The organism is Terriglobia bacterium (assembly GCA_020073205.1).
Classification (GTDB): domain Bacteria; phylum Acidobacteriota; class Polarisedimenticolia; order Polarisedimenticolales; family JAIQFR01; genus JAIQFR01.
Genome location: JAIQFR010000011.1, coordinates 28,262 through 42,470, shown reverse-complemented (window position 1 = coordinate 42,470; position 14,209 = coordinate 28,262). Strand labels below are relative to the sequence as shown.

The following is a 14,209-nucleotide window of genomic DNA, read 5'->3' as shown; positions in this document are numbered from 1 at the left end:
CCCCCCGGGGCCGCGCGAGAGGCCGAGCCCGCTCAGTTCACGAAACGGCGGGATCGGACGTTGACGATCAGGCCGACGCCGGCCAGGACCGATACGAGGGCGGTCCCGCCGTACGACATGAGGGGGAGCGGCACGCCGATGGTGGGCATCAGGCCGAGGACCATGCCGACGTTGATTGCAAGCTGCCCGGTGATCCACGCCAGCACCAGAAGGCTGAGGTAACTCCCGAGCCGGTCCTGCGCAGAACGCGCCGCCAGCACGCCGCGGTAGAGGAGCGCGTAGAAGAGGGCAAGCACGGTCGCCGCGCCCGCGAAGCCGAGTTCCTCCGAGACGACCGCGAGAATGAAGTCGGTGTGCTGCGCGGGGAGGAAGTTCAGATGGCTTTGGGTCCCCCGGAACAACCCCTTGCCGGTGAGCTTGCCCGAGCCCACCGCGATCTTGGACTGGCGGGTCTGGTAACCGATGCCGGACGGGTCGCGCTCGGGGTCCAGGACATTCAGGATCCGCTCTTTCTGGTACTCCTTGAGGTGCCCCCATCCCACGGGAGCGAGCAGCGCTCCGAGCAGCAGCACGATCAGGATCACCTTCCACCGCAGCCCGCCCAGCAACAGCGCCGCCAGGTAGATCGGGACGAAGGTCAGCGCCGTGCCGGTATCGGGCTGTGCCGCGACGAGCCCCGTCGGGAGGCCGACGATCACTCCCATCTCCACGATCTGGCGGAGCCCCATGCTCCCCCGGACCCGCTCCGACAGGTACGCGGCGAGGACGAGACACGTCGACCACTTGGCGACCTCGGAGGGCTGGAAGCTCAGGGGGCCGACCACGAGCCAGGAGCGATTGCCGGCCACCTCGCGGCCGAAGAAGAGCACGGTCACGAGGGCGATGACGACCAAGCCATGCACCACGAGGGAGAACTCCGCCCACACGTGGTAATCGACGCCCACCACGACGAGAGCGGCGACGGTACCGATCGCGAGCCAGACGAGCTGGACATGCCAGAGCCCGATCCGCGCCGGCTGTCCCAGCGTGGCGGAGGCGATCGCGAGCACGCCGAGCCCCCCCAGCGCCAGCGCGACGAGCATCGTGGGGAAGTCGAAGCTATCGAGGAAGCGGCGTGTCAGCACGCGCTGCCTCCGCGCGGCGGTCGAGGCCCGCCTCGAGGGCCCCGGGGGGCTGCTTCGGCGGAAGGCGATCGGCGAAGAAGGCCTCGAGGACCTTCTTGACGATGGGGGCGGCGGTGGTGCCGCCGTGCCCGCCGTGCTCCACGACGACGGCGAACGCGATCTCCGGACGGTCGGCCGGGGCGTACCCGGCGAACCAGGCGTGGTCGCGCTCGTCCTTCGGCAGCTTGTCCGCGTCGATCCCCGCGGACTTCTTGTAGACCTGCGCGGTGCCGGTCTTGCCGGCGACGGAGATGGTTCCCAGCGAGGCCTTTCGGCCGGTCCCCTCCTCCACCACGTCTTGGAGCGCGCTCCTCACGATCGCGAACGTGCCGAGCGACACGGCGAGCGGCTTCGGCTCCGAGGGCCGATCCGTCCTTACCAACCGGGGACTCGGGAGCTGCCCGGTCGCGACCCCCGACATGAGGACCGCCATCTGGACCGGTGTCACGCCCAGAATGCCCTGCCCGATCGACACCGAGATCGTCTCTCCGGCGTACCAGGGCTCCCCACGCGTCCGCATCTTCCAGGCAGGCGACGGCAGCACCCCGGCGGCTTCGCCGGGCAGATCGATCCCGGTCGGCCTCCCGAGGTTGAACATGTCGGCGTAGCGAGCGATGGTCTCGATCCCGGTCGATCGACCGACCTGGTAGAAGAACACGTTGCAGGATTGGACCAGCGCTCGGTGGACGTCCACCGAGCCGTGCCCCCCCTTCTTCCAGCAGAGGAACGGTCGGCCGTACATGTTGATCGATCCCCCGCAGTGGAGGATCGTCGAAGGGGAGATCGCCCCCGACTCGAGCCCCGCGATCGACATCAGCACCTTGAACGTCGAGCCCGGCGCGTAGAAGCTGCCGATGGCACGGTCCTGGAGCGGATGCTTCGGATCGTGGACCAGCGACTGCCAGATCGTCGGGGTGACGTGGGAGGCGAACACGTTCGGGTCGTACGCGGGCGACGAGGCCAGGGCGAGCACGTCACCCGTCCACGGGTCGAGGAACACCCCGGCGCCCGCGTCCTCCCCCAGCCCTTCCATGAGCGCGCGTTGGAGCCTCAGGTCGAGGGTGACCCGGACCTGGCGGCCGTCCTCCGGCGCACGCCCGTTCTGCGCCTCGCCGAGCTGTCGGCCGAGGCTGTTCACGGTGACGAGCTTCCATCCCCTCCGGCCCCGAAGGAGATCGTCGTAGGACTTCTCCACGCCGGACTTGCCGACGATGTCGCCCAGCTCGAGTGTTCCGTTGGTGGGCTGCGCAAGGAGCTGCGTCTCGCCCACCTCTCCGACGTAGCCCACCGCGTGCGCGACCGACTGGCGGTCGGGGTAGTCCCGGCGCGCGGTCTGCTCCACCTCCACCGACGGGAACCACTCCCTCCGCGCCTCGATCTTCGCCAGGTCCCCCAGGTCCACGTCCTCCTTGACCACGAGCGGCTCGAACGTCGGACGATCCTCCATGTCGAGGAGGCCGTCGTGCAGCTCCGCGTAGGGGACGCCGAGAACCGATTCGAGGCGCCGGAGCTGCCCTTCGGCGTCCTTGAGCCCGTCGCGCCTCAGGACGAGATTCAGGGAGGGGCGGGTGGAAGCGACCACCTCGTTGCGGCGATCGAAGATCACCCCGCGCGTGGGCGGCATCGGGATCCGCCGCAGCCGGTTGTTCTCGGCCAGCTGGGCGTACTCGGCTCCCCGGACCACCTGGAGGTACCAGAAGGTCAGCAGGTAGGCCAGGAGAAGGAGGACGATTCCGACGTGGAACACGGTCACGCGCCGGACGAGCCGGCGCTCGAGCAGGTACTCCTTGTGCTCCCACCGCTCCCGGTAGTCCATCCGCTCAGCCGGTCCTGCGCCGGACTGCCTCCTTGCCCCTCACACGATCCAAGATGGCAAAGACGAGGACGACGAGCAACCCGCCGGCCACGGCCCGGACCAGAAGCTCCAGCGGGACGAGAGGGCCCGCGGCCCGGTCCAGGAGCTTGAGGAGGCCGACTTCGAGGATGCGGCCGGCCACCGAGAGCACGGCCCCCGCCACCATCCGAGCCGCCGCCTGGTTGAGGTCGAACCTCCCCCCCAGCCCGCCGAGGGCCCAGCCGAGCAGGGTCTTCACGAACCCGTTGATACCGAACGCCCCGGTTTCGAACCAGGCGTCCTGGAGGAGTCCCGCCATGCATCCTGCGAACATCGCGGCACGCTGAGAGCGCACGATGCCGTACCAGGCGACCGGAACCATCATGACGTCCACGTAAGCGCGGATCGAAGGAGCCCACCGACCGATCGCGATCTCGACGGCGAGGGCGAGGGCGAGCGCCGATACGGCGCGGATCAGCGTCAACGCGCCCCCTCCCCGTCGGGCGGCGCCAGAACGGAGCCTCCCGCCGGCTGCAGGAGCACGAGCACCTCCTCGAGCGATCCGAATTCCACCTCGGGCTCGAGGCGGATCGCCTTGGTCGTTCCGGCCACGTCCGCCACGAGGGTCACCCGTCCCACGCCGAAACCCCGGGGGAACACCCCGTCGAGCCCGGAAGTCACGATACGGTCTCCGATCACCACGTCGGCGTACTTCGGAACGTAGAGCATCTCGAGAGACCCGTCGCCCCGCCCCAGGACCATCCCCGCCGCCCGGCTCCTCTGCACGAGGCCCGCGACCCCGCTGTTGGGGTCGGTGAGGAGCCGGACCTTGGCGAACTCCCCGCCCGCGAAGACGACGCGCCCCACCGCCCCTCCCCACGCGACCACCGCCTGGTCGGCCTTGACCCCCGCTTCGGCCCCCCGGTCCAGCACTACCATCCGGGTCTGGGAGGTCATGTGCGTCGTCACCACCGAGGCGGCCACCGACCTTGGAGCCAGGTCCTCCCGCATTCCGAGAAGGCGCCTCAGCCGCTGATTCTCCAGCGACTGCTCCCTGGAGCGCTCGAGCTCGGCGCGCACGCGCCCGAGCTCCGCCTTGAGGCGGACGTTCTCACCCCTCGCCGTGCGGACCTCCCTCCAGAATCCGAAGAACCCGGCGAACCCCGAGGAGAGCACCCGGGTCGCCCCGACCACCGGTCGGCTCACGCGGGCCAGCCCGTTCTCGAGCACGCTGGTTCCCGCGTCGTTCCTCGCGCTCCCGGACATCAGGAGGAGCTGGACGAAGAGGAGCGCCGCGAGCAGCAGCAGGTTCGTCCGGGCACGCGCCGGACCGGGCATGTCACTCCTCGTCCCCGCGGACGGCCCGGCGGCTCAGTCCAGGGCGACCCTTCGGAGCAGATTGAAGTCGGTGAGCATCTTGCCCGTGCCCATGACCACCGAGGTGAGGGGATCGTCCGCAACGGACACGGGGAGTCCGGTCTCCTCCCGGAGACGCTTGTCGAGATTCCTCAGCATCGCGCCGCCGCCGGTGATGACGATCCCGCGGTCGACGATGTCCGCGGAGAGCTCCGGCGGCGTCTGTTCGAGCGCCACCCGAACCGCCTCGATGATGGTGGCGACGGTCTCGGCCAACGATTCGCGGATCTCCTCGTCGGAGACCACGATGGTCTTCGGCACCCCTTCCACGAGATCGCGCCCCTTGATCTCCAGCGTGAGCTCCTCGTCCAGGGGAAACGCCGAGCCGAGCTTGATCTTCACCTCCTCCGCCGTTCTCTCGCCGATGAGGAGGTTGTACTTGCGCTTGATGTACTGGATGATCGCCTCGTCCATCTCGTTGCCGGCCACCCGGACGGACCTCGAGTAGACGATCCCCGCCATGGAGATCACCGCCACGTCCGTGGTCCCCCCGCCGATGTCCACCACCATGTTCCCCGTCGGCTCGGTGATCGGGAGTCCGGCGCCGATGGCCGCCATCATCGCCTGCTCGACGAGGTAGACCTCCGTCGCCTTCGCCTTCATGGCGGAGTCGCGCACCGCGCGCTTTTCGACCTGGGTGATCTCGCTCGGCACGCCGATCACGATTCGCGGCCGCACGCCGATCGAGCGGTTGTGCGCCTTCTTGATGAAGTAGTCGAGCATCTTCTCGGTGTGCTCGAAGTCGGCGATCACGCCGTCCTTCATCGGTCGGATGGCGATGATGTTCCCCGGCGTGCGGCCCAACATCTCCTTCGCCTCGCGACCGACCGCCTCGACCTTGCCGGTCTTCTGGTTCACGGCGACGATGGAGGGCTCGCTCACCACGATCCCCCGTCCCTTGCTGTACACGAGGGAGTTGGCCGTCCCGAGATCGATCGCCAGGTCGTTGGAGAAGACCGACAGAACGGACTTGGGGCTCCACGCCATGCTCGCCTCGCGCTGTCCGGTGCGCCCGGCCAGCCCCAGCCTCCGGCGGATCCGGCGGGCGCCCGGAAACCTTCGGCGGCCATCGGTTTCGAAACGCGAATCCTAGCGCGACGGCGCGACGTCCGGCAACCCGCGGATCGCCCGCGTCAATACGACTCCACGTAGGCCCGATGGGTCAGCCGCGCCTCGTTCCCGGCGGCATCCTGCGCCACGAAATGGAGCTCGTTGACGCCCTCCTTCCGGAGACGGATTACGGCGTAGAACGAGCCGTCCTCGTACACGTCCACCTTCTCGCTGTCGATCCAGAGCAAGGCGCCGGGCTCGGTCTTCCCGTTGATGATCAGCATCGGGCCGGTCTGGACGAAATCCGTGATCTCGAGCTTGGGCGGTGTCGTGTCCTCCCGGTCGCGGATCCTCTCGCTCGTCACCCGGAAGTGCCGCGGCTCGCTGAACGGCCCGCGGACGCCCGAAGCGGATACCGCCGCCACCTTCCAGTAGTAGGAGCCCGAGGCCACCCCGTCGATCACGACGGATGTTTCGTCGCGCTCGGCGTCGTACAGCTTCTGGGTGAAGAGCACCTTGTCGGAGATCATGAGATGGTATCTCGGGGCCCCCGGGATCTTCTCCCAGCTCAGCGTGGTCGTTGCCTTGGCCGGATCGTCGTAAGCGAAGACCCGCTGGTCCGACGGCGCGATGAGCCGCGGGACGCCGGGAAGCACGTCCTTGGCCGACAGCCCGCCCCCCACCGAAGCCTGGACCCGCTCGCCGGGGTCGAGCATCTCGCGACGGGCCGGCCCCGCCACCTCGACGCGGCCGGAGAACGCGTCGAACGTCGCCTTCTTCGAGTCCTTGTCGTAGGCGATCCGGAACTCGCCGGCGTCCCCGGTCCTCGCGGACGCCGCCTCGGTCGCCACCTCGTGGAATGACCCCTCGACGTTCCTCCTCTGGGTCGAGGCGGTCGCCTCGCCCCAATTCAATTTCTCCGTCACCTTTCGGACCTTGGTGGCCGGATCTTCGGACAGATCGCGGATCTCGAGGAGGGAGCCGGCCTGGATCGTCGTCAGCGTGCCGTCGAAATAGATGAGCTGCACCGACGCCGAGGCCGCCGTCTTGACCTGGTCGCCCAGGTGCAGCACCATCTTCCGGTCAGCCGACTCCCAGGCGAACTCTCCCGCCCGCTTCACGCGAACGTCCCCCTCGATCCGGTAGAACCGCACCTCCTGCGACACGAGCCCCTGCCCCCTGGCCATGTCGATGGCCTTCTGCGACAGGTTCTCGGACCGGATCGCGGCCACACGGGAGGTGTCCCAGCGCTTGCCGTCGAACTCGGTGCGCGCTTCGTCCAGCGCTGCGCGGGCGCTCGCCCTCACCTCGTCGAGCCGCTCGTCTCCCCGGTACGTGGACGCCTCGGAAAGCCTCGATGCGGCGCGGCCGATCGCCTCTTCGGCCTCGGCCTTCGGGCCGGCCCCGGCGAAGTAGAACCAGTAAGCCGCCAGGGCGACCGCGGCGAGCGCCGTCACGACGGCAGCCGCCAACCCCAGGCTCCGATAGGTGACGTTGAACCAGTCGAGGACGACCTTCGACTTCTGGCGTTGTAGGGTCATTCAGGCCGACCAGCCTCCGGACCGCCACCGGCGTTGTACGGGGCGGAATCTAACACGCGGAAGGTGCCGAGGCCACCTGAAAATCGAACCTTCGACCGCCCTGACCTTGCCGCATCTTCATGCCTGCGCTAGACTTCGTCGGTTTCGGGCCGACGGCAAGGGAGAGGGACAGATGCTCAATGTCATGCGGGAGAACCTCAAGCACCTCAAGTGGGTCCTGTGGATCGTCGCAGTGTCCATGGTGCTCTACCTCGGGGTGTACTTCACCGGCAGCTCGCGCCGCGGCGGTGCGGACGCGGACTGGGCGGCGAAGGTGGACGGCCAGACGATCTCCACCCGGGAGTTCCTCGAGGTCGCGCGCCGGATGGACGAGTACTACCGGAAGGTGCTGGGCGCGCAATACGACCAGCTCAAGCCCCAGCTCCAGCTCGGGCGCCAGGTGATCCAGCAACTCGTCGACGAGCAGCTGATCCTGGCGGAGGCGCGGAAGCTCGGGCTCGCGGCCTCTCCCTCGGAGATCTCGCGCCAGATCCTGGCGGATCCGCAGTTCCACGACGCAAACGGCCGCTTCGTCGGACGGGACAAGTATGCCGCGGTGATGGAGCGGATGTGGCCGGGGGGCGTTGCGGCTTACGAGCGGAAGGTCGCCGACGAGATCAGCATCGCCAAGTGGCGAGGCCTCGTGACCGAGCCGGTCGAGGTTTCCGACGTGGAGGTCCGGGACCTCTACCGGAGCCGGAGCGACAAGGCGGCGATCGACTACGTGGTGGTTCCCAGCGTGAAGCAGCAGCTTTCGACGAAGGTCTCGGACGCCGAGGTGAAGGCCTGGTACGACGCCCACAAGGATGGCTACCGGCGAGGCGAGGGGCGGCGCATCCGCTACGCGGTGGTGGAGCGCCAGGCTCAGCTGCCGAAGGTCAAGGTCACCGACGACGACGTGAAGAGCTTCTACGAGGCGAACAGGGCCCAGTACGACCGGCCCGAGCAGCGTCGCGCGAGCCACATCCTGTTCCGGGTGGACAAGGACGCCGCCCCGGAGGCGAAGGAGCAGGCGCGGAAGCAGGCCGAGGACGCGCTGGCCCGGCTGAAGAGGGGAGAGGACTTCGCCACCCTGGCGCGCACGCTTTCCCAGGACAAGGCCTCGGCGGAGAAGGGCGGCGACCTCGGGTTCTTCGGTCGTGGCCAGATGGTCGGTCCGTTCGACAAGGCGGCGTTCGACACGCCCGTGGGAGAGCTGGCCCCGGTGGTCGAGACGGATTTCGGTTTTCACGTGCTCCGGGTGACCGACTCGCGGCCTGCCGGCGTGGCTCCGCTCGATGCGCTTCGCGACGGGATCCGTCGCCAGATCGAGTTCCAGAAGGCCCAGCAGCTCGTCCAGTCGGAAGCTCAGAGGATCCGCGCCGAGATCTCCGCAGCGAAGGACCTGGACGCGGTCGCCAGGAAGGAAGGTCTGACGGTCCAGGAAGCGGCCTTCACCCGGGAGGAGATGCCGCGGGACCTCGGGCCCTCCCCGGAGTTCGCGGACGCGGTCTACGCGCTCGCCGCCGGAAGCGTGGGCCAGCCCGTCGGGGTCGCCAAGGGCATGGCGATCGTGGCGTCGATTGCCACGGTCCCGCCCGCCGTGCCGCCGCTCCAGGAGATCCAGGACCGCGTTCGCACGGAGCTGCTCAACGCGCGCGAGCGGGACGCCGCGCTGGCCGAGGCGCGGAAGGCGTTCGCGAGCCAGAAGGACCTCGCCTCCATGGCCAAGGCCCTCGGGCAGCAGGTCCGAAACGCCGCCGATCTCGCGCCCGGCCACAGCCTTCCCGGCGCCGGTCGCGTGCCGGATCTCGACCGTGCGTTGTTCTCGCCCGGAACCAAGGTCGGAGACCGCGGCGTCGTGTCCGCGCCGGCCGGCGCGGTGATCTACTCGGTGACCAAGCGCGACACCTTCGATCCCGCGGCCTTCGAGACGTCGAAGCCCGATCTCCGCTCCGAGCTCCTTTCCCAGCGGCGCTCGGCGGTGCTCCAGTCGATCCTGGAGGGGGTGAGGCAGAAGCACAAGGTCGAGATCAACAACGAGCTGGTGAACGGCCTGAAGGCTTGACGGAGCGCCCGACCGGCCGACCCCGCCGCCGCGACCTCGATCGTCGGGGATCACGATCCCGTCATTGGGGCCACGGAAATCGGCGTGGCGGGCCAAGCGCGCGAGCCCGATATTCACCTCGTCGTACGGGGGGTGAGGGCTCGGTATGCTGGTCCGTCCCGCCGAGGAGAGCTTCCGCAACGGGATCGAGTCGCTGCAGAGGGGGCGTGGAATCGAGGCGCTGGCCTTTCTCGAGGCCGCGCTCCTGATCGAGCGGCGCCAGGGAGTCGAGCGGCCTCAGGCGCGCTATCTGTCCTTCTACGGCTTCTGCCTAGGGCTCGAGACGAAGCGCCTGGCCGAGGGAATTCGGTACTGCCGTGACGCCCTGGAGCTGGAGTTCTTCAACGCCGACCTGTCCTGGAACCTGGGACGCCTCCTGGTGAAGGCCGACGAGCGGGCCGAGGCGTACGCCGCGTTCCAGAAGGGGTTGGACATCCAGCCCGGCCACCCGGGGATCGTCCGCGAGCTCCGGCGCATGGGAACGAGACGCCGGCCTCCCCTGCTGTTCCTCGCGCGGAACAACCCGGTCAACGTGGTCCTGGGCCGGCTGACGTACGCGGGTCACGACCGGCAAAAGAACGGCGCGGCGAGCCGCTAGGCGGACTCGATCAGGCCGCGGATCGCGCCCAGGACGTCCCGGATGTCGAACGGTTTCGACAGGAACCCGCCGCTGTACGACGTGTAGTAGCCCAGGTTGTCGTCGGACTGCACCAGCCCCGACATGAAGATGCAATGCCGGGCCAGATCCTCGTCCATCTGCCGTATCCGGTGGTGCAGCATCACGCCGTCCATGTCCGGCAGGTTGAAGTCGAGCATGGCGGCATCGTAGATGTTGGCTTTGATGAACTCGAGGGCGGACTCGGCGTCGAACGCCGCGTCGACCTCGAACCCCTCCGACGTGAGAATGTCCCGAAGGAGCTCGACGATCTCCGCTTCGTCGTCCACGACCAGGATGCGCTTGCTCAACGTCCCACCCGCCGCCTCGCTCGCCCGCCCGGCACGTGCGGCTCGTGACGCGGCGCGCTAGCTTACCCCAGATGCACGGGATCGAAAAGCCGCCGCGGCGGCGGCGCGGCGTCCCCGTCACCCGACCAGCACGGTCTTTCCGAAGCCCTCGCGGCTCTCGAGGTGGCGGTGCGCCGCGGCCACCTGCTCGAGCGGGAACACCCGATCCACCACCGGCCGGAGATCGCCGGCCGCGACGTGATCGAGCACCCGCGCGAGCTCGTGACCCGCACCCATCGTCGAGCCGAGGATCGAGAGGCTCCGGAAGAACACCCGCCGGAAGTCGGTCTTCATCTCGAATCCCGAGGTGGCGCCGCAGGTGACGTAGCGCCCGCCTTTCGCGAGGCATCGGAGCGTCCGCTCGAACGTCTCCGCCCCCACATGGTCCAGGGCCACGTCCACGCCCCGGCCTTCCGACCACTCCTTCGCCGCGCGCGAGAAATCCGCGGCGCGGTAGTTCACCGCCACCGCCGCACCCAGCTCGACGGCGCGGGCGCACTTCTCGTCCGACCCCGCGGTCGCCAGGACGCGCGCGCCGAGCAGGCGTGCGATCTGGATCGCCGCGGAGGACACACCGGACCCCGCGGCATGGACGAGCACCCGCTCGCCGGGCCGCACCGCGGCGCGGTCGACCAGCATGTGCCACGCGGTAAGGAATGCGAGCGGAACCGCCGCCGCGGCGGGAAAATCCAGGGACGGCGGCTTCGGGAAGAGGTTCAATGCGGGGACCACGAGGAAGTCCGCGCAGCCGCCGTCCCGCGATTCGCCGAGGATCGCGTAATCGGCGCACAGGGGGTCGCGCCCCGACCGGCACGCCGGACAGATCCCGCACGAGATTCCGGGGCCCACCACGACGGGATCGCCTTCGCGCACCCCGCGCGCGCCCACCCCCAAAGCATCGACGATCCCGGCCACGTCCGATCCCGGCACCAGGGGCAGGGGGAACGTGTGACCCGGCACTCCCTTCCTGACCCACAGGTCGAGGTGGTTGAGCCCGACGGCGCAGACGCGCACCCGCGCCTCGCCGGGACCCGGCACGGGGACATCCCTCTCCTCGACGCGGAGGACATCCAGCCCGCCGTGCTCCCGGATCAAGACCGCCCGCATCCGCGTCTCCCTCGAGGGCGGCTCCCCGCGCCTCCCTCAGACCCGCACCGTCGGATCGAACAGCCTCTGGTACTCCTCGGTCGCGTACCGATCGGTCATCCCCGCGATGTAGTCCGCGATGGTCCGCTCGACGCCGTCCACCACGATCCGGCGCCTCGTGTCGTCGGGCAGGAGCCTCGGATTCGCATGATAGCGGTCGAACAGCGCCTCGAGCACCCTCCGGGCCTTGTCCTTCATACGCTCGATCCTGTGATGGCGGTAGAGGTGCTCGTGGAGGTAGGCCTTGAGCGTGCGGTTGCGCTCGCCAACGGCGGCGGAGAGACCCACCAGGGGTCGTGGAGCGCCGCGGACCTCCTCGATGGAGACGATCCCCGCCTCCCTGACGTTGCGCTCCGCGGTCGTGATCAGATCGGTGACCAGCTCGTTGATGAGCCCCCGGAGCGCCTCGTTCCGGAACTGCCTGAGGTCGGACGCCCGGTGGCGTCCGAGAGCCACCCTGAGCGGCTCGCCGAAGATCGGAACCGCGGATGCCAGCGCTTCCATGTCCAGAATGCCCGACTCCAAGCCGTCGTCGATGTCGTGGTGGTTGTACGCGATCTCGTCCACGGGGTCGATGAGCTGGGCCTCGAGGGGCGGCATCAGCCCCGGATCGTAATCCGCGAATTCCGGTGCCGCCTCGAGGTCGATCGGCCCGGAGTGCTTGGCGATCCCCTCGCGGACCTCGAAGGTGAGGTTGAGTCCGGGAAAGTCGGGGTAGCGCTCCTCGAGGTGCTCGACGATCCGGAGCGTCTGTCGGTTGTGGTTGAATCCGCCGTGCCCGCGCAGGCGCTCCCCGAGCACGTCCTCGCCGAGGTGTCCGAACGGGGTGTGGCCCAGGTCGTGGGAGAGAGCGAGAGACTCCACCAGGTCCTCGTTGAGCCCTAGAGCGCGCGCGACGGTGCGGCCGATCTGGCTCACCTCGATGCTGTGGGTCAACCGGGTCCGGTAGTGATCCCCCTCGTGGTTCACGAAGACTTGGGTCTTGTACTCGAGCCGTCTGAAGGCCCGGCTGTGGATGATCCGGTCCCGGTCGCGCTGGTACGCGGACCGATACGGCGGCTCGTCTTCCTTGAAGCGGCGCCCGCGGGAGGCGGACGATCGCTGGGCGACCGGCGAGAGGAGCGACTCCGGCGCGATGGGGAAGTCCGGCATGCGGGGGAAGGTTAGCGGAGACGCTCCGGCGGCGTCAACGCGCCGGGCCGCCGGGGAGAGCCGGCGGCTCCGGCGCCGATCGGCAGGATCATCCCTGGAAGCTGTGGCCGCAGCCGCACGTCGCGGTGGCGTTGGGGTTGTCGATCTTGAACCCGGAACCCTCGAGGCTGTCCACGTAATCGATGTTCGCCCCGTCGAGGTACATCCCCGACGTCGCGTCCACGAACACCTTCAATCCGTTCACCTCCAGGATCTGGTCGTTGGCGTTCTCGGTGTTTTCGAAGGTCAGACGGTACTGGAACCCGGAGCATCCGCCCCCCTGGACGGCCACCCGGAGCCCGAAGCCTTCGCGATTCTCCGCCGCCAGCAGTGCCTTCACCTTGCTGACCGCGGCCGTCGTCACCTGGATCATCGTCTTCCCTCCCTCGCGGCGTGTGCCGGTGGGGCCATCGCCTTGTTCGAGCCGCCTTGGCCCGCCTCATCACGTTAAGCCACCGCGGCCGGCGTGTCAAAACCCGGAGGCCCGGACGCTTGACTTGTGCCGGGTTCCGGGGCATTTCGATTGCCGATCGTGTCGGGGCGCCCGGGATCAGATGAGCTCGAGCTCCGTGCCGACCTTGCTAAACGCGCCGAGGGCCTGGTCCAGATCCTCTCTCGTGTGGGCCGCGGAGAGCTGGCACCTCAGGCGCGCCTTTCCGTGCGGAACCACCGGGTAGCCGAAACCGGTCACGAACACCCCCTCGTCGAGCAGCCTTTCGCTGCACCGGATCGCCTTGGCGGTATCGCCGACGAGGATCGGTACGATCGGGGTCTCGCCGGGCATCGGCCGGAACCCGACCTCGAGGAGGCCCTCCCGGAAGTAGCGCGTGTTCTCGCGGAGCCGCTCCACCACGTCCGGATGCGCTTCGATGTGGCGCAGCGCTGCGAGGGCGCCGCCGGCGACCGCGGGGGGCAGCGCGTTCGAGAACAGCTGCGGCCGCGCGCGCTGGACCAGGTACTCCACCACGGGCCGGGCGGCCGCGGTGAAGCCGCCTGCGGCCCCGCCGAGGGCCTTCCCCAGCGTGGAGGTCACGATGTCCACCTCGCCCACCATCCCGTAGTGCTCGGCGGTCCCCCGCCCCGACGCGCCCAGGACCCCCGTGCCATGGGAGTCGTCGACGACCACGACCGCGCCGTGGCGCCTCGCCAGATCCACGATGTCGGGGAGCCTCGCGACGTCGCCGTCCATGCTGAACACTCCGTCGGTGACGATCATGAGGACGCGGGCCGAGGCGCACGCCTCGAGGACCGAGCGCAGACCGTCCATGTCGGAGTGCGGGTAGACCCGGCGGGCCGCGCGGCAGAGACGGACGCTGTCGATGATGCTGGCGTGGTTCAGCGCGTCGCTGATGACCACGTCGCTCTCGTCGAGGAGCGTGGGCATCAGCCCCTCGTTCGCTGTCCAGCAGGACACGTAGGTGAGCGCAGCCTCGGCCCCGACGAACCGCGCCAGGGCCCGCTCGAGCTCGACGTGGATCCCGAACGTCCCGCAGATGAACCGCACCGAGGCGGTTCCGGCCCCCAGCGATCGAGAGCTTCCTTGCCGGCGAGGACGACCTCGGGCTCCGCGGCGAGGCCGAGGTAGTTGTTCGAGGAGAGCACGAGGACCTCGCCCCGTCCCTCCATGCTCACGCGAGCCCCCTGGGGGCCCTCGAGCACGTTGAGGCGTTTCAGGACGCCGTCGCGGCGAAGCTGCTCGACCTGCCCGCGGATCCGCTCCGTGAAGCCGCTCTCCATC

12 protein-coding genes and 1 pseudogene are annotated in these 14,209 nt (G+C 69.0%); 2 read left to right on the top strand and 11 right to left on the bottom strand.

The window, feature by feature from the left end:
- Positions 1-32 precede the first annotated feature (32 nt).
- The 6 genes from rodA to LAO51_03930 form a co-directional block, all read right to left on the bottom strand.
- A complete protein-coding gene (gene rodA, locus LAO51_03955; GenBank protein ID MBZ5637893.1) occupies positions 33-1,124 on the bottom strand; it encodes a rod shape-determining protein RodA in 1,092 nt (363 codons plus the stop codon).
- Positions 1,099-2,979: a penicillin-binding protein 2 gene (mrdA, locus tag LAO51_03950; protein ID MBZ5637892.1), complete on the bottom strand. Its 1,881-nt coding sequence runs from the start codon at positions 2,977-2,979 to the stop codon at positions 1,099-1,101. The genes rodA and mrdA overlap by 26 nt, the downstream gene beginning before the upstream one ends.
- A gap of 4 nt (positions 2,980-2,983) precedes the next feature.
- A complete protein-coding gene (mreD, locus tag LAO51_03945) occupies positions 2,984-3,481 on the bottom strand; it encodes a rod shape-determining protein MreD (protein ID MBZ5637891.1) in 498 nt (165 codons plus the stop codon).
- Positions 3,478-4,335 carry a rod shape-determining protein MreC gene (mreC, locus tag LAO51_03940; GenBank protein ID MBZ5637890.1) on the bottom strand — a complete coding sequence of 286 codons (858 nt, stop codon included), beginning with the start codon at positions 4,333-4,335 and terminating at the stop codon, positions 3,478-3,480. The genes mreD and mreC overlap by 4 nt, the downstream gene beginning before the upstream one ends.
- A 33-nt stretch (positions 4,336-4,368) precedes the next feature.
- Positions 4,369-5,400, bottom strand: coding sequence for a rod shape-determining protein (locus tag LAO51_03935; protein ID MBZ5637889.1), 1,032 nt, complete (start codon positions 5,398-5,400; stop codon positions 4,369-4,371).
- Between the two features lie 146 nt (positions 5,401-5,546).
- Positions 5,547-7,004, bottom strand: a complete 1,458-nt coding sequence (locus LAO51_03930) for a hypothetical protein (protein ID MBZ5637888.1) — start codon at positions 7,002-7,004, stop codon at positions 5,547-5,549.
- A 172-nt stretch (positions 7,005-7,176) separates the two neighbouring features.
- On the opposite strand from LAO51_03930, the gene LAO51_03925 reads away from it, so the two are divergent.
- On the top strand, positions 7,177-9,090 hold the full coding sequence (locus LAO51_03925) for a peptidyl-prolyl cis-trans isomerase (protein ID MBZ5637887.1): 1,914 nt from the start codon (positions 7,177-7,179) through the stop codon (positions 9,088-9,090).
- A 145-nt stretch (positions 9,091-9,235) separates the two neighbouring features.
- A complete protein-coding gene (locus LAO51_03920; protein MBZ5637886.1) occupies positions 9,236-9,727 on the top strand; it encodes a hypothetical protein in 492 nt (163 codons plus the stop codon).
- Here the strand turns inward: LAO51_03920 and LAO51_03915 are convergent.
- The 5 genes and pseudogenes from LAO51_03915 to LAO51_03895 all read right to left on the bottom strand — a co-directional run bounded on the left by LAO51_03915 (position 9,724) and on the right by LAO51_03895 (position 14,208).
- A complete protein-coding gene (locus LAO51_03915) occupies positions 9,724-10,095 on the bottom strand; it encodes a response regulator (GenBank protein ID MBZ5637885.1) in 372 nt (123 codons plus the stop codon). The two genes, LAO51_03920 and LAO51_03915, sit on opposite strands and share 4 nt — an antisense overlap.
- A 117-nt stretch (positions 10,096-10,212) precedes the next feature.
- Positions 10,213-11,241 (bottom strand): zinc-binding dehydrogenase, encoded by a 1,029-nt coding sequence (locus LAO51_03910; GenBank protein ID MBZ5637884.1) that lies wholly within the window; start codon positions 11,239-11,241, stop codon positions 10,213-10,215.
- A gap of 36 nt (positions 11,242-11,277) precedes the next feature.
- Positions 11,278-12,432, bottom strand: a complete 1,155-nt coding sequence (locus LAO51_03905) for a deoxyguanosinetriphosphate triphosphohydrolase (GenBank protein ID MBZ5637883.1) — start codon at positions 12,430-12,432, stop codon at positions 11,278-11,280.
- 88 nt (positions 12,433-12,520) lie between these two features.
- Positions 12,521-12,844, bottom strand: coding sequence for an iron-sulfur cluster insertion protein ErpA (gene erpA / locus LAO51_03900; GenBank protein MBZ5637882.1), 324 nt, complete (start codon positions 12,842-12,844; stop codon positions 12,521-12,523).
- Between the two features lie 177 nt (positions 12,845-13,021).
- A pseudogene (locus LAO51_03895) lies at positions 13,022-14,208 on the bottom strand (glycine C-acetyltransferase).
- Between the last annotated feature and the right edge of the window lies 1 nt (position 14,209).